Here is a 15,594-nt window from a genome sequence, read left to right as displayed (position 1 = left end):
GGCGTTGGACGACGGACACTCCCTCGCCTCGGTTCCCGCGTAAAGGCAGGAGGACCGCCCCGGAACATCTGGTGGAAGGCATCCACTGCGACGTGAATGCTGCCGGAACCGATACTGAGCGCGACCGTGCCCGAGCCCGGTCCACGGCCGGGCTGGGCTGGGCTGCGGAGCCCAAGCGGGACGGGTTCCGGACGCTGGTCTCCGTCGCACAGGCCGGACGCCGTCCGCCCGGCGAGGGTGTGCCGGCGGCTGGGCAGCAGCACGGCCTGCCGGCGGCTGGCTCGTCACCGAACTGCTGGCGCACCTCGGTCAGCCACCACGCCGGCAGCCGGTCCACCCCGTCCACGGCCGGCACCAGGCCGGCGGCGTACGCCAGGGCGCGGCCGACGTCGCCGAGCTCCCGGTGGATCCGCCCCCGGTGCCCGGAGTACGTCTTTTTTCAGCCATTCCCCTATAACTCCCCTGGACGGAAAGGTACTTCCGTACGGGAGCACGCGCCTGACATCTTGCATCCACCACTCGTTTCGTACGGCCCGCCGATGCCTCAGCACGGCCGGGCCGTCTCCGGAGGACGCATTGATACCCCCCATATCCAACCGGACCAGACGCACGCTGGTCCTGGCGGCCACGCTCGGCATCACCCTCGCGTTCGGCGCCCCGGGCGCCCTCGCGGGCACGCTCCCCATCGGCCCCTCCCCCGCGCCGGCCGCCAAGGCCCACGCTCCGGCCGCCGTGCCGGCTTCCCGCAGTGCGGCCTGGGTGGCCGGCACGCGCGCCTACCTCGTGATCACCGCCCCCGGTGACAGTTCGGCGGTCCGCTCCGCGATCGCGGCCAACGGCGGCACCGTCTTCTCGAACTTCGACGCCATCGGTGTGATCGTCGCCCACTCGGCGTCCAGCGGATTCGCCGCCACCATGCGCGGCGTCGCCGGCGTGCAGCAGGTCGGTGCCACGCGCACCTCGGACGTCCCGGCCGACGCCTACAATCCGGCGCTCCCGGCCAATCCGGCCCAGGCCTCGACCCCGGCCGGAGAACCGGTCCGGGCCGACATGAGCCAGATCAAGGCCGACCAGGCCTGGACCGTGAACCCGGGCTCCGCCTCCGTCACCGTCGGCATCCTGGACACCGGTGTGGACGACCAGCACCAGGACCTGGCGCCCAACTTCAACGCGGCCGACTCTGTCTCCTGCGCCTACGGCAAGCCCGACACCCGTGCCGGCGCCTGGCGGGACGTCGACACGCACGGCACCCACGTAGCGGGCACCATCGCCGCGGCCAAGAACGGCAAGGGCGTCGTCGGCGTGGCCCCCGGGGTGAAGATCTCCGCGGTCCGGGTCGCCGAGCCGGGCAACTCCTTCTTCTTCGCCGAGAACACCATCTGCGGCTTCGTCTGGGCCGGTGACCACGGCTTCAAGGTCACCAATAACAGCTATTACACGGACCCGTGGCAGTTCAACTGCCCGGACAACATCGACCAGGCCGCCATCATCGAGGGCGTCAAGCGCGCCCAGGAGTACGCCGAGGGCAAGGGCTCCCTCCAGGTCGCCGCCGCGGGCAACGAGAACTACGACCTCGCCCACAAGACGACCGACTCCGCGAGCCCGAACGACTCGACGCCCGTCACCCGCACGATCACCAACGCCTGCCTCGACATCCCGACCGAGCTGCCGGGCGTGGTCACGGTCGCGGCCAACGGCACGGGTGTCACCAAGGCCTCGTTCTCCAACTACGGGCAGGGCGTCATCGACGTCGCGGCGCCGGGCAGCAATGTGTACTCAACCGTCCCCGGCGGCGGCTACGGCAGCAAGAGCGGCACCTCGATGGCCACCCCGCACGTGGTCGGCGTGGCGGCACTCATCGCCAGCGCCGACCCGGGCATCACCCCGGCACAGATCCGCGCCAAGCTGGCCGCCCAGGCCAACGACATCGCCTGCCCCTCGGACAGCCGCTGCACGGGCACGACGGCCAACAATTCGTTCTTCGGCGAAGGACAGGTCGACGCCCTCAAGGCCGTCGGGACCACCCTGCCGCCCGGTAAGTACTTCGAGAACCTCGCGGACTTCGCCATCAACGACAACGCGACCGTGGAGAGCCCCATCGCCATAACCGGCGTGACCGGCAACGCCCCGGCCACCCTCAAGGTGGGTGTAGACATCAAGCACACCTACATCGGTGACCTGAAGGTCGACCTGGTGGCGCCGGACGGCACCGTCTACACGCTGCACAACCACTCCGGCAGCAGCGCCGACAACATCGCCCAGACCTACACCGTCAACGCCTCCTCGGAGGTCGCGAACGGCACCTGGAAGCTGCGCGTCAACGACAATGCCGCCTCCGACACAGGCAAGATCGACGCCTGGAACCTGACCTTCTAGCGCAGGGCCCGGCGACGCCCGCGTACAACACGCACCGCGCCGGCGACAGCTCCTTGCCCGGGGCCACGGACATGGCGGGCTGCGGTCTGTCGGCCATGGCTGCGAACTGCTGGGCGGCAGAGGGCATATGGGCTTCGGCAGCGGTGAACGCCGCGGCCGGGGCCCATATGGCGGTCTGTCGGCCATGGCTGCGAACTGCTGGGCGGCAGAGGGCATATGGGCTTCGGCAGCGGTGAACGCCGCGGCCGGGGCCCATATGCCGGAGTCCGGCCCCTCCGCGCCGGAAGCGTCGCGTACTCCCTCCCCAGCCCGCGCCCGGCACCGGTCACCACCGCCACCCGGCCGTCGAACACAAGCGGTTCCACCGTGTCCATGGACCCTCCCCCGTGAGCTGCCAGGCCCTCATCGTCATGTCGCCCGCCGCCGCGCCACCAGGTCACGGCCGGGGGCGCGATGGTCGGAACGACGCACGGGAACGCATCCCGGCCCACTCCGAACGCTCCAGCGCACATGAGGGGCGCGTGCGTCGCAGCGACGAACGCAACAAGCCGGCGCCCCGCGACACCGACGCTCTTCAGACGGCACCGACGGGGAGCGGCGAGCGGGAGCCTCGACTCGTTCCCGTCGCCGTCTCCGCTCGGTGTGTCTGGAGTGGCTGGTGGCTGGTGGCTGGTGGCTGGTGGTGCACCGGTATCGGGTGTGTGACGTGTGCCGGCCTTGGACGAGGAAAGTATCCCGAGGGCGGGGTGTGCCCGCGGTGTCGGCACGTGCAGAGCCAGATCCCGCTCTTCACCGTGCGCCGGGTGCTGGGCGACGCCACGGACGGCTCTCGTCGGCCGGCCGGTTGCCGGGTGGGAACAGGCTCGGCAGGCGCTCGAGACGATGGAGGCTGACCGCGGGTTGACCGCGGGTTGGCGCCGCAAGGTCGCCGAGAAAACCGACCCCTTTGACCGGCCTGGCCTGCGGCCGCTCAGCAAGCGCCGTTGCTGTCCGTCGCTCCCGGGGGCGGACCGAAGGCCGGCATGCCGAGGTCGGCCCAGGCCGGGGCCGTGTGGCAGGACACCCTGCGGCGCCGGCGCCGCACAACGAAGACGCCGAGTCCGGCGGCAACGGTCAGCACCGCCAGGGCGGGCATCCACAATGCGCCGATCGCGGAGGTGACGCCGATGGAGCCGAGGACGGCCAGGATCGGTCCCGCGCAGCACACCGCGCAGGCGGCGACCGCGGCCGCGCCGGCGCCGAGCGTGCCCCAGGCCCGCGAGGGGCGGGAAGCAGGAGTGGTCACGCGGGCACTCCGAAGAGGCCGGCCAGCATCCCGGCGGCGGACTCGGGAGCCCGTACCTCCAGCTGGAGCGCGGTCGGGGTCAGGTGCAAAGTGAAATCGAAGAACGCGCAGCAGCCCTGCTCGGCCGCGGCGAGCGCCGCGACCTCGCCGGCCAGCCCGGCGTCGGCAGGGAAGGACAGGCGTACACCGTCGGGGATCTCCTCCCGGCTCTCGGCCTTGCCGACCAGCTGCTGCCACTGCTCGGTGCGCTCGCCCAGCTCGGCGCCCTCCAGCGTGCAGGCCACGGGAGTGTCCCGCCATGCCTCGGTGGCCGGGCCCGGCCGGGTGGGCGCCAGGAAGATCGGCACGGGCCCGGCCGGCGCCGGGTCGGTCATGGTGCATCCGCAGTCCGGCCCACAGGCTCCTGCCGGCGCCGGCCCCGACAGGTCGGCGTGGACGCCGGCGAGGTGGGCGACGAAGGCGCGCAGCTCGGCGATCCGGCTGTCGGTCTCGGTGATCCGGTCCGCGACCAGCGGCAGCATCCGAGCCCGCACCGACGCGCACACCCCCTCCTCGCGGACGGCAAGGAGGTCACGGATCTCCTCCAAGGCCAAGCCCAGCAGCTTGGCCGAGGAGATGAAGGCCAAGCGCTCCACCGCGTCCTCGCCGTACATCCGGTACCCGGACGGGGTCCGGTCGGCAGGTAGCAGCCCGGCGTCCTCGTAGAAGCGCAGCGTCGTGGCCGGAACGCCGGAGCGCTCGGCGAGCTGCGAGATGCGGTAGGTCGTCACGCCACCGACGGTAAACCTTCAACCCGACTCGAAGGTCAAGTCGGAACCCGCTCCTCATCGGCGGCAGATCGCTCACCAGCGTGCGCGTTCGCCCGCGGTCCCATCCAGGATTCGGCGAACCTGCGCGCTTCCGACCGGACGGTGCAGAAGATCCGTCGCAGTGAGCAGGGCCGGCCCAGACTTGCCGGACTCGCGCAACGTCCGCTCCACCGACTCCACCGCGCCCACCCCGGCGCCTGCCCCGAAAGTCACCCTTCCCGTCCCTGCGAGCGGCCGCTGCCCGCTGGGACAGATCTATGACTTCGGGGCACTTGCCCGCGTTGCGGCAAGGGCTGTAACCAACCCTGGAAGAACTCATCCGCGTCTTCTGCGGCGACGAAGCAGGCGTCGGGCAGGTGCATCGACTGCTCGTTCCCGCGTGTTGACGTCACGCCCGTCCCCAGGGGCCACTACGCCACCCTGAAGGTCCACGGCATCGCCGAGACCGGTGCGAGGGTCGACCGAAGATCGCGGACCCGGCGTCCGCTGAACCGGGCCGCGCTTCCCTGCTTGCCATGGGCGATCACGCCGCCGTACAGTCCCTGCACCCGGCTTGTCCGGCCGCTTCGTCTATCCCCTTTGAGCACATGAGGAGCGCCCGTATGACGGGTGTATTGGCGGTCGCAGGCGGCACCGCATCCGGCAAGTCCACCCTTGCCGAAGCGCTGTCGCTGCAGTGTCCCGAGAGCGTTGCACTGGTCCATCTGGACGACTATTACGTGCCCGCGCACGATCCCCTGAGGGGTGTGTGGACGGTCAGTGCCGACGGGCACGCCGTCCTCGACTGGAACCATCCGGGGTCGATCGACGAGACAGCGGTGACACACGCCATCGACGCGGCATTGCTGCGCCCCGGCGTGCTGCTGGTGGTGGTCGAGGGCCTGTTCGCGCTGTCCCTGCCGTCCGTGGTCCGGCGGGCGGCGTGGCGGGTGTACGTCGACACTCCCGACGACATACGCCTGGCCCGCAAGATCCTCCGGAAGATCGAGGTGCAGCAGCAGAGCCCCCGGCTGTCCCTGCGCAACTATCTACAGACCGGCAGGGACCGCCACGCAGCCCATGTCGCGCCCTCCCGGGCAGCGGCCGATCTGGTCGTGGACGGGACCATGAGCGAGGCGGAGATGCTGACGGCCGTCATGCCGCTGATCGGGCCGGCCCTCGCGCCGCCGACCGCGGCGCCCTCGCGGGCACAGGGGATGTGGGGGGTGCCCCGTACCCCCGGCGTCCCGGTATTCGCGCTTTGACTCATCCCGCCGGTGATCCTCCCGTCGGAACCCGGCGAGATCCCCCACCAGCAGATCGCCAACGACAAGGCCCCCGGCGCCCTCGGCCAGACCCCTGTCTGAACCTTGGACGAGGGCCTCGCCGAGACCGTCGACCGGTACCGCCACCACCTCGCCGCGGCCCATCGCACTCCCCCGGCCTGACCGCTCCGGGCCGGACACCTGGCAAGATCGGCGCTACCCAGTCCGGGCAGCCCTCCGCTGCCTTGGACGCCGAACCGCCCACAAGCTGGGCATCAGCCACCCAGCGAAACCGATGCCTGAGGAACCGAACCCGATATCTGGCCTGTGGCCGCTCGTGGCGGCCGAGGCCGCCGACTGGCTGCTGGAGCTGTGCGGCGACGGCCTGACCGGGTTCATGCCTCCGGCGATGCCTGACGCCGTGTGGGTGCTCAACGCCATGTACGAGCACGAGCAGGGGCCGGCCGGTGTGTCGCACCACGAGTACCACCAGGCACGTCTGGCAGACGGAAGCGGCCCGCCTCACATCGTCGGGGACATCGATCTCGACGCCGTGAGCATCACTACGGGAGGAGGTCTGGGCCGCGCCCGGCACCCCGGCCCCGGCTGGCGCCGACTGCGCTGGACCGAGCTTGCCCGGCGAACCGGTGACCCCGTCGTGCCCGACGGGCTGATGCCCTCCTATCGCTGCTTCCCCTCAGCCAAGAAGGAAGGCAGCCAGCCGCTGGACGCGCTCCCGCCGACCGAAGGGAGCCTGGACCGTGAGACCTGGAACCGGCTGATCGCCGTCCTCACCCAGCACAGTCCCGCGGGCCCCGGCACCCGCTGCCTGGCCTACTACAACCCGCTGACGCTCGGAGCCGTCGACTTCGACAACCTCCACGTGCGCGCCGGTCGACTCGGCGACGCCGAGATCCTCTACGACCGGTCCGAAGCCGACTTCAGCCCGTCCAACCTATGGGCCGACGACCGCTCCTGGGTCCTGTGCACCGATTACGACCTGTGGGCCACCAAGGTCGCCGGATCCCCAGCTCTCATCGACGCGTTGCTGAACGACTCCGAAATCGAAGCGGTTCGTCTGCCGTGGGCACACTGAAGACGAGCTCCCGCCGGCCTCGAGGCGCCGGCCGAACTCGGCTTCCACGGCCTGGACGGAGCAGGCCAGGAGGCGGCCGGCCGGGCCCTCGCCGTCGGAGGGCACCAGTCAAGCGCTGCTTCGCCCACCCGACCCGGCATCCGGATCGCGGGCAGCCTCAGCGGCCGAAGGTGTCCGCGAACCTGCGGCCGTCGATGACGGGGTAGCCGAAGTCCTTGGCGCTGAAGGCCATCGCCGACGTGCTCGTCAGGCCGGTGGTCGCGCCGCGCAGGACCCAGGCCGCCCCGTCGTCGTATCCGCCGGGCAGGACGTCCTCGCCGTACGCCCCGATCGCGAGGTCGGCCTTGCTGTTGCCGTTGATGTCGCGCAGCCGCAGCGAGGAGCCGAAGTGGTCGCCCGCCTCGGCGGCGCCCGGCACGCCCGGGGTGGCCTGGTGGAAGGACTGGGCGCCGCTCGTGCTGAGGCCGTCCCAGGCGCCCTTCAGAGGAACGATGTTGCCGACGTCGCGGACGCCGTCCACCGTCTCGTTCGAGGCGCCGACCGCGACGTCCGCGCGTGCGTCGCCGGACGCGTCGCCCACCGCGACGGCCGCGCCGAAGTCGTCGTACGGCTCGTCGGTGCCCGGGACGCCCGCGCTGGCCTGGGTGTAGGTGGTGCCGGTGACCGGGAGCCCGGCCGCCCTGCCGTACCGCACGGTGAACGAACCGCCGTTCCCGGCCGTCGGGTTGCCGGTGACCAGGTCGTCGTAGCCGTCCCCGTTGAAGTCATAGGTGAGCGTGTCCGGGGTCGCGACGGCGGCAGGGGCTCCGAATCCAGCGACGGCGAGGACGGTGGCCATGGCGACGGCCATAGTACGTGCGCGCAAGGTGCCGCTCCCTGTCTGTGGAGCTGCAATCGCCGCTACGGTCTTCGGTGCTCTACGACTCCACGGATGGCCAAAGGATTGCGCCCGCACGGGGACGAAGTGAACGCACCACGCGGGTCACGACGCTGGGCGGGAGTCGGAGAGAGGGGCGAGAGCCAGGCCGCCGGAGGAGCGAGCGGATGAGCGGGCCGGGGCCGCTGCCGCCCGGGCGGCAGCGCCGGGCTTCGAGAAGACCGGCACTGTCATGGCACCGGCCCGGGCACTCTGGTGCAGTCCAAGCTCGACGATTTCCTGAAAGCAGGTCGCCGCTCGGTGTCCGGCAAACCGGCACAGGCCGGGACTCGCGCCGCACCCCCACCGGTCGCTCCGCTCCGGACAGCGGAAGACCCCGTCCCCGTAGGAGGCGGGACGGGGTCTTCACGGAGTATCGGGCAGGCGGGTCAGCGCAGTCCGGCGAAGAGGTCGTTCTCGGGTACGGGCGCGCCGGTGGCGTCCTGGACGCGTACGAAGGTCTCCGTGCCCATCAGCTCGCCGAACCTCTCCTTGCCCATTTTGAGGAAGAAGATGTTCTCGCCCTGACTGGCGTGTGCGGCCAGCGCGTCGAACTTCTGACCGCTGAACGCGGTGGCGTCCACCCACGTGGTGATCTCGTCGTCGGGGAGGCCGATCTTGGCAAGGGCGGCGGTCTCGGCGGGATCAGGCTCCGGCATGTCCTCGTTGAACTCGCGCATGATCTCCCCGAACCGCTGCATCATCGAGCGGGGCATCGTCGTCCAGTACACCTTGGGTGTCAGGCCGGTCATCTCCAGCGCCGCCATCGTGATGCGGTGGGCCTGGATGTGGTCGGGATGGCCGTAGAAGCCGTTCTCGTCATAGGTGACGACCACATCGGGCCGGTAGTGGCGCATGAGTTCCGCGAGCCGGGTCGCGCCCTCCTGCACAGGGGTCTGCCAGAAGGATCCCGGGGCGTCGTTGCTCGGCCAGCCCGCCATCCCGGAGTCGCCGTAGTCCAGCGTCACCAGGTCGCTGACCTTCAGGACGTCGCAGCTCGCCTCGAGTTCTTGACGGCGCATCGAGACGACGGCCGCCGGATCGTGCCCGGGGTCACCCGGCTTGGCACCCCCGGGTCCGTCGCCGCAACTGCCGTCGGTACACGTCACGAGCACCGTGCGGACGCCTTCCGCCGCGTACCGCGCGAGGACCCCTCCGGTTCCGGTGGCCTCGTCGTCGGGGTGGGCGTGCACAGCCATGAGCGTCAAAGGCCGGTCGGTCATGAAAACAGTCCTCCTGCAGAAAATGCGTTCTGGTCCACGTGCGCGGCGGGCGTACCGCGTTCCCGAGGTCCGGATCCTGGGGGGGAGCAATTGGGTCTCCGTTCTCCCCTCTCCGCTGTCCGGCGCGGCGGCGCCGACTCCCCTACCGACACCCTCTGGTCGATCGACCAGATCGTCGGTTCCTCATTGTTGTAACCGTGTCGGCCGGATCGGCTGTTCCCAGATCGACAGCATGCGTACCGCGTCGCGCCGCCGAGTGCAGGACCCTCCCACGAAGTGGACGTCAGGGCTTCAGAGCTGCGGAAGTTCCTCACGCTGGTCCATGATGCTTGGCTGCCCGTCTCGGCTATCGGATTTCCGTCGAGACCGGTTCGAGGAAGAAGAGGCACGAGGCCGCGTTGTACTCGCCCACCTCGGCGACGAAGCGGAACTTGTCGCCTTCGCCGACGGTGGCGGGGGTCTTCTCGCCGGTCAGTCGTGCCGTGAGCAACTCTTCGGTGATGCCGCCCGCGGCCGCGGTTCCCGCGATGAGGCTCAGAGTCCAGTCGTTCTTGAGGTGACAGGGGCCCACCCCGGATCCAGCCGGATGCGGGCGTAGCTCCGACGGTGCCGTAACCATGTGTCCTGCGGGGAGGCGGGTTTGGTTGTTCTACTTCTTGGCGAGGCGGAGCTGGTTGACGCATCGCAGGTCCTACCGGTATTTCACCGGACCCTGCCGGTACCAGAACCGGCATTGCGACGTGTCGTCCGTCACCGGCCCGGTCACCCTGAACCGGACCTTGTGATACCAGTGGGCCGGCTCGTGGGGTGTCACGGTGAAGGTGTCCGTCCGTTCCGGCAGGCCGGTGACGTCGTCACCGGGTGACTTCACCTCGAGCAGGCCCATCCCGTATCCCCCGGTGTCCTCGGTGCTCACCACCTTGCGGTCGATCAGCTCCAGCCCATGAGGCAGGCCCCCGACGAACCGGGCCTTGAACACCGTCACCGGTTCACCGCTGACGTTGGTCACCTGGGGCAGGCTCAGCCAGTACTCCTCGCCGATCCGCAGGCCGTCGGAGCTCAAATCGGCCTGGGAGGCCAGTCCTCCGTCGAGCGCGTCACCAGCCGGGGTCCGCGCACCGGCGGCACCCGATCCCGCCGGGATCAACCAGACGGTCAGGAACGCTGCCACGATCAGAAGCGGCCTCGTTCGCCCGGGGAGCGGCCGACCGGGTCCGCTCGAAGCGGCGGACACCGGCATGGTCGCTGCTGAACTTCCCAATTCCTGCCCCAGACCCAGTGCTTGCCGGTTCGGCTTCCCGTGGTGAGCACCTGCCTGTGGCTGGTGTCGCAGCCGGTCTTCACGCCGGGCGGGACACCGGACCGGACTCCTCAAAGTCCTGCTCTGGTGGTGCGAGTTGATGGACGTCCAGCGCTCTGACCTGCTGGAACAGCCACAGTCAATCACAGGTGAAGAAGCCGTGCCATCAGGACCCGGGGCAGTCGGAGGGTGCAGCAGAGTCGTCGGCGACAGCGTGTCCGGTCCCCCCGTCCTGGGTCGGGAGCGGACGGCCGGGGGCGAACTGAGGGGCCCTCACCAGCGCAGCATCAGTCCGGTGGCAGCCGGCCGCCCATCCGGGCGACGCGACCTGGCACAGCATCACCAAACGGTGTGCGGGAGAACTGGTCGGCCGGGCCGGTGACCCTGCTGGGCGACGCGGCGCACGCGGTGCCGCCGCGGCTGGGCATGGGGCTGTACCAGGCTCTGGAGGATGCGTGGGTGCCAAACCGGGGGCTGTCGCAGCCGGGGGCGGCTCCGCGGGAGGCGTTGCGCCGGTACGAGGCGCTGCGCTGGCCCCGGATGCGGAAGATGCACTCGATCGCGACGATGATGGGCCGCCGTAATCTGCCGCTGCTGCGGGTGGTGGGGGTCTGCTGCCGATGACCTCGTACCAGCGGTCCCAACTGCGTTCTTTGAGCAACTACTTGAACGACGACGCGCTGGCGTTGCCGGTGCGGTCGCTGCGGGTGGCGTGATCGGGTCCGGTTTTCGCCGGTGCCGGACGACGTTCGGCCCCTCTCCTAGGAGAGGGGCCGAACTCTTTTCGGGCGGGCCCGCGGGGGGGGCGGGCCCTTTTCGGGTGGTCGCTCAGGCCGGGCGGCGGAAGCCGCGGACCGCGACGGGGATGGCGATGGCGCCGATCGCCGCGGAGAGGGCGACCGCGATGAGGGCGCCCCAGCCGACGGGGTGGTCGAGGGCGAGACCGCGGGCGGCCTCGACGCCGTACGTCATCGGGTTGACCGTGGCGATCGCACCGAGCCAGCCGGGCAGGCCGTCGACGGGGACGAAGGCGTTGGAGGCGAACATCAGCGGGAGCATGGCCAGGAAGCCGACCGCCTGCATGGACTCGCCGTTGCGCAGCCAGACGGCGAGGGCCAGGAAGACCCAGCCCAGTCCCCAGCCGATGGCCAGGGCGAGTCCGAAGGCGCCGAGGACGCCCAGGACGCCGCCGGCCGGTGAGAAACCGAACAGGGTGACGGCCAGGAGCACCATGACGGCGAGCCGGATGGCGCCGCGGGCCAGGTCGAGGACGCTGCGGGCGACCAGGACGGAGCCCAGCCAGATCGGCAGGGTGCGGAAGCGGGCCACCATGCCGTTCTTGATCTCTTCGTTGAGGCCGGTGCCGGACAGCAGGGCCGACTGCATGGCCGTGTTGACCATGATCGCGGGGACGAGGAAGTCGATGTAGCTGACGCCCTCGGGGAAGTCCGGTGTCTGGGAGACGCTGTTGAAGACCTGCCCGAACAGCAGCAGGAGGATCAGCGGCTGGAGCACGCTGAACAGCAGGAGTTTGGGGTCGGTGACGAGTCGCCTGAGGGACTTCTCGCTGAGGACGAGGATCTGGGTGGCGACGCCGGTGCCGCGCCAGGTGTCGGTGCGTAACGCGGTGGCGGTCGCTTCGGGGGCGGTGCTGGTCATGGCCCGTCTCCTTCCGTGATCAGGCTGCGACCGCCGCGGGGCGGTGGGCGTAGGTGAGGTACACGTCGTCGAGGGTGGGTTCGGCCATGGACAGTCCGGTGAAGTCGATGCCGTGCTCGTCCAGGGCGCGGACGACGGTGGCGACGTCGCGGGCCGCTGTCAGCGGGGTGATGACGGCGGTGCCGCCCTCGTCGTGGGCGGGTGCGAGTCCGGCGCGCAGCAGGGCCCGGGTGGCCTGCGGGACGAGGCCCGCGTGGTCGAAGGTGACGGTGACGGAGTGCTGTCCGGCGCGTGCCTTGAGCTCGGCGGGGGTGCCGCAGGCCACAACGCGGCCGGAGGCGAGCAGGGTGATGGAGTCGGCGAGCCGGTCGGCCTCCTCCAGGTACTGGGTGGTCAGCAGGACGGTGGCGCCGGTGCGGACCTGTTGTTCGACGACGTCCCACAGGGCGAGCCGGGCGGCCGGGTCGAGGCCGGTGGTCGGCTCGTCGAGGAAGATGACCTCGGGGTTGCCGATGAGTCCGGCGGCGAGGTCGAGGCGTCTGCGCATGCCGCCCGAGTAGGTGCGGACGGGTTTGCGGGCGGCGCCCGTCAGGTCGAACAGGGCGATGAGTTCGTCCGCGCGGGCCGCAGCCGGGCGGCGGCCCGCGCCGAGCAGGCGGGCCAGGAGCACCAGGTTGTCGATGGCGGACAGTCCGTCGTCGACGGAGGCGAACTGGCCGGTGACGCCGATCCTGCGGCGTACCTCGTCGGGGCGTCGGGTCACGTCGTGTCCGGCGACCCGGGCGGTGCCCGCGGTCGGGGGCAGGGTGGTGGTCAGGATGTCGACCAGGGTGGTCTTGCCCGCGCCGTTGTGTCCGAGCAGGCCGAGGACGGTGCCGCGGGGCACCGCCAGGCTCACGTCGTCCAGGACGGTGGCGGTTCCGTAGGTCTTGGCGAGGCCCACGACCTCGATCACGGGGTGGTTCATGGTGTCTCCCTCCCTCCGGTGCGGGGTGTGTCGCACGGGGCGCGGTGCGGGGTGGTGCGGTCCCTTGTGCGGTGGGGCGAGACCGGGGCGGGCGGCTTGCTGCCGCCCGCTCCTTCTCGCCCCTCCGCGGGGGATTTTCGGGGGGTCAGATGGTGATGACGGTCCGCTTGCCGGGGACGTCCGCCTCCCAGCGGGCCTCGATCTCCGAGAGCGGGGCGGTCACCACGTCGATCTTCAGGTTGCCGGCGGCCGTCTCCGTCATGACGCGGCCCCAGATCGCCTTGACCTCGTCGAGGTCGGGCAGGGAGCCGGAGCCGATGATGGTCACGCCGCTGCGGCGCAGCGCGTTGCCGTCGACGGCGGCGAGCCGGCCGGCGCTGTTGCCGATCTGGAGGTAGCGGACGCCGGACTTGACGACGAGCTCGCGGGGCAGGGCCTCGAGGAACTGCTCTGCCGGGTGGCCCCACACGTAGTCGAGGACGACGTCGAATCCCTCGCCGATGGCGTCCGCGTACGCGGCGGCGGTCTCCTCGTCGCTGCCGCCGAGGGGGACGATCGCGTCCGCTCCCCGGTTCAGGAGCTGCTTGAGGACCTCTTCGTTGCGGCCGGCGGCGACGACGCGGCCGGCGCCCAGGATCTTGGCGATCTGGACGGCGAGCTGGCCGGCGACGCCGGTGGCGCCGAGGACGAGGACGGACTCGCCCTGCTGGAGCTGGATGTGGGAGGCCAGCGGCAGCCAGGACGACAGGGCCGGGTTGATGAGCGCGGCCGCAGTGGTGTCATCGACGGCGTCGGGGACCTCGAAGAGCAGGATGCCGGGGGAAACGCTCTTCTCGGCGAGCGAGCCGAACGGGGCACGGCGGGCGCCGAATCCGACCCGGCGGCCGTCAGGGAGCGTGCCGACGCCCTCGACGCCGGCGACGAACGGCGGGGTGCGTCCCTCGGAGTAGTCGGGGTCGCGGGTGACCAGGCGGGTCAGGTTGGTCAGGGCGGCGGCCTTGACGTCGATCAGTACCTCACCGGGTCCGGCGGTCGGCTCCTCGAACTCGGCGTAACGAGGGGCCTGGCCGACGGTGTGAACTACGGCTGCGTGCATGGGGATGCCTCCAGAATATAGCCATAAGGAATTTTTCAGTTCTTACCGGTGGATACATTGGCGTTCGGGTAGAAAACGGGTGCGCGGGTGACGTGCGAGGTGCTCATGCCGTCGAAGCGCACGCTTCGGCCATTCCGTACGGCACTCTCGCGCCGCTCGAGTGCGGCTGGAGCGGTCCCTCTCGGCCCGGCGGGCCGGACGGACCCGGCGGGGATCGGTTCCGTCAGAGGGCGAGGGTGCCCTTGATGCGGTCCATGGCGAGTTCCATGAGATCGGGCAGCGGGGGGACACAGTCCCGGTCCAGCCAGTACTGGGCAGCCTGTGCGAAGGCGGCGTTGACGGCCGCCGCGGCGAGGCGCACCTCGAAGTCGTCGGGACGACGGCCGGCCCGGTCGGCCAGGAGCCTGACCAACTGGTCGAGATTGGTGCGCTCCTCCCTCATGAGCCGGTCCCGCAGGGCGGGGACGCTGCTCATCAGGCGGTGCCGGATGAGCAGGGCCTGGTGGTCGGCCTCCAGCAGACGGGCGGCGAACTCCTGGTAGACGACGGGGACGGCCTCCGCGAGCGGTTCGCCGGCCGGCCGGGCGGCGAACGCGCGCTCCAGGAAGGGGTCGTAGCCCTCGTTGAAGAGCACGTCCTCCTTGGCGCGGAAGTGGCGGTAGAAGGTGGCCGGCGAGATGCCCGCGGCGCTCGCGATCTGTTCGACGGTGGTCGCCTCGAAGCCCTGTTCCACGAAGAGGGCCAGCGCCTCACGGCGCGCCTCACCCATCACGCGCTGCCGGTTGGCCTCACGCAGTCCCATGTCCGTCACCTCGTTCCCTCATTCAGAGAGAACCTCTCACTTCGAGAGTCACTCTCACATTGAGAGACTCTATCATTTTCGGGGGCGGCGTCAAGCGGTTTGCGGCCGACGTCCGCGGCCGAGCCGGGGTGACCCGGCCGCGGACGTCGGCCGCACCCGGTCCGAACCTCGGCCTGGGCCCCGGCCGCCCCCATGACGCACCGGGCGGGGCACCGGCCCCGCGGGCCGCTCGCCCGGTGAATTCCATGCCTGGAAAACCCTCCCGGACGGCCACCATTGCCGAACGCATATCGCCCCCGATCGGGTGTCGGCGGTGCCCGGTCCGGCAGCCAGGGGGCCGCTGCCGCCGCAGGTCCTACGGATGGCCGCGGACAGGGTGCGGGAGCGGGTGATCTCGGAGTAGACGCTCGCGACCTCAGCGGGTGTGCGCTCCCCGATGGCGCGGTCGACCCGGTAGAGGACGGAAGCCGCCCTTGCCGAAGGGATCGGTCAGCGAGCCGATCCGGGGAAGTCCGGCGCCGCGGTGGACCGTGGCGTCAGTGTCCACGGCGACCGGGGCAAGCACGCCCAGGGCCAGGCCAACGCCCGCGATCTCGAAAAGTCGCTTCACGGCACCTTCCTGGTAAAAGAAGATGGCGGAAACGCCAGTCTCCCCATACGAGACATAAGGCCCCCGCACGCGAACACTCCGGCGCATCCGCTCGAACCCGTCTCAGCCGGGCGGGGGCCGGGGGGCGGGCCCCCGGAATAGAACCGGGGGGGGGGCCCCGGGGGCCCGCCGGGGGGGGGGCCCCGGGGGCGGCCCCCGCCGGGGAGCCCGG

14 protein-coding genes are annotated in these 15,594 nt (G+C 70.8%); 4 read left to right on the top strand and 10 right to left on the bottom strand.

Going from position 1 to position 15,594, the window contains the following annotated elements:
- Positions 1 to 576: 576 nt before the first annotated feature.
- Positions 577 to 2,376, top strand: a complete 1,800-nt coding sequence (locus ACFYW7_RS37380) for a S8 family serine peptidase (RefSeq protein ID WP_389510867.1) — start codon at positions 577 to 579, stop codon at positions 2,374 to 2,376.
- Between the two features lie 970 nt (positions 2,377 to 3,346).
- Here ACFYW7_RS37380 and ACFYW7_RS37375 read toward each other — a convergent pair.
- Both ACFYW7_RS37375 and ACFYW7_RS37370 read right to left on the bottom strand, forming a co-directional pair.
- Positions 3,347 to 3,661, bottom strand: coding sequence for a hypothetical protein (locus ACFYW7_RS37375; RefSeq protein WP_389510864.1), 315 nt, complete (start codon positions 3,659 to 3,661; stop codon positions 3,347 to 3,349).
- A complete protein-coding gene (locus ACFYW7_RS37370) occupies positions 3,658 to 4,431 on the bottom strand; it encodes a heavy metal-responsive transcriptional regulator (protein WP_389510862.1) in 774 nt (257 codons plus the stop codon). Before ACFYW7_RS37370 ends, ACFYW7_RS37375 begins: the two co-directional genes overlap by 4 nt.
- Positions 4,432 to 5,072: 641 nt before the next feature.
- On the opposite strand from ACFYW7_RS37370, the gene ACFYW7_RS37365 reads away from it, so the two are divergent.
- The gene (locus tag ACFYW7_RS37365; protein ID WP_389510860.1) at positions 5,073 to 5,714 is read left to right on the top strand and encodes a uridine kinase; all 642 of its coding nucleotides are present in this window, start codon (positions 5,073 to 5,075) and stop codon (positions 5,712 to 5,714) included.
- A gap of 295 nt (positions 5,715 to 6,009) precedes the next feature.
- Positions 6,010 to 6,810 (top strand): hypothetical protein, encoded by an 801-nt coding sequence (locus tag ACFYW7_RS37360; RefSeq protein ID WP_389510858.1) that lies wholly within the window; start codon positions 6,010 to 6,012, stop codon positions 6,808 to 6,810.
- Positions 6,811 to 6,967: 157 nt separating this feature from the next.
- Here ACFYW7_RS37360 and ACFYW7_RS37355 read toward each other — a convergent pair whose 3' ends face one another.
- The 4 genes from ACFYW7_RS37355 to ACFYW7_RS37340 all read right to left on the bottom strand — a co-directional run bounded on the left by ACFYW7_RS37355 (position 6,968) and on the right by ACFYW7_RS37340 (position 10,120).
- Complete coding sequence (locus ACFYW7_RS37355; RefSeq protein WP_389510856.1) at positions 6,968 to 7,675, bottom strand: hypothetical protein; 708 nt, start codon at positions 7,673 to 7,675, stop codon at positions 6,968 to 6,970.
- A 440-nt stretch (positions 7,676 to 8,115) separates the two neighbouring features.
- A complete protein-coding gene (locus ACFYW7_RS37350) occupies positions 8,116 to 8,949 on the bottom strand; it encodes a PIG-L family deacetylase (protein WP_389510854.1) in 834 nt (277 codons plus the stop codon).
- A 346-nt stretch (positions 8,950 to 9,295) separates the two neighbouring features.
- Positions 9,296 to 9,520 (bottom strand): DUF4839 domain-containing protein, encoded by a 225-nt coding sequence (locus tag ACFYW7_RS37345; RefSeq protein ID WP_389510852.1) that lies wholly within the window; start codon positions 9,518 to 9,520, stop codon positions 9,296 to 9,298.
- A gap of 120 nt (positions 9,521 to 9,640) precedes the next feature.
- Positions 9,641 to 10,120: a hypothetical protein gene (locus ACFYW7_RS37340; RefSeq protein WP_389510850.1), complete on the bottom strand. Its 480-nt coding sequence runs from the start codon at positions 10,118 to 10,120 to the stop codon at positions 9,641 to 9,643.
- A 480-nt stretch (positions 10,121 to 10,600) separates the two neighbouring features.
- Between ACFYW7_RS37340 and ACFYW7_RS37335 the strand changes: the two genes are divergently transcribed.
- A complete protein-coding gene (locus ACFYW7_RS37335) occupies positions 10,601 to 10,873 on the top strand; it encodes an FAD-dependent oxidoreductase (RefSeq protein WP_389510848.1) in 273 nt (90 codons plus the stop codon).
- A 204-nt stretch (positions 10,874 to 11,077) separates the two neighbouring features.
- Here the strand turns inward: ACFYW7_RS37335 and ACFYW7_RS37330 are convergent, their stop codons facing one another.
- From ACFYW7_RS37330 to ACFYW7_RS37315, 4 genes are all read right to left on the bottom strand, one after another.
- Positions 11,078 to 11,908: an ABC transporter permease gene (locus ACFYW7_RS37330; protein ID WP_389510846.1), complete on the bottom strand. Its 831-nt coding sequence runs from the start codon at positions 11,906 to 11,908 to the stop codon at positions 11,078 to 11,080.
- A 19-nt stretch (positions 11,909 to 11,927) separates the two neighbouring features.
- Positions 11,928 to 12,875 (bottom strand): ATP-binding cassette domain-containing protein, encoded by a 948-nt coding sequence (locus tag ACFYW7_RS37325; RefSeq protein WP_389510844.1) that lies wholly within the window; start codon positions 12,873 to 12,875, stop codon positions 11,928 to 11,930.
- Between the two features lie 145 nt (positions 12,876 to 13,020).
- Positions 13,021 to 13,971: a zinc-binding alcohol dehydrogenase family protein gene (locus tag ACFYW7_RS37320; RefSeq protein ID WP_389510842.1), complete on the bottom strand. Its 951-nt coding sequence runs from the start codon at positions 13,969 to 13,971 to the stop codon at positions 13,021 to 13,023.
- Between the two features lie 223 nt (positions 13,972 to 14,194).
- A complete protein-coding gene (locus ACFYW7_RS37315; protein ID WP_389510840.1) occupies positions 14,195 to 14,773 on the bottom strand; it encodes a TetR/AcrR family transcriptional regulator in 579 nt (192 codons plus the stop codon).
- Positions 14,774 to 15,594 lie beyond the last annotated feature (821 nt).

It is taken from the genome of Streptomyces sp. NPDC002580, from assembly GCF_042889485.1.
Taxonomy (GTDB): domain Bacteria; phylum Actinomycetota; class Actinomycetes; order Streptomycetales; family Streptomycetaceae; genus Streptomyces.
This window is presented reverse-complemented; position numbering and strand designations above follow the sequence as displayed.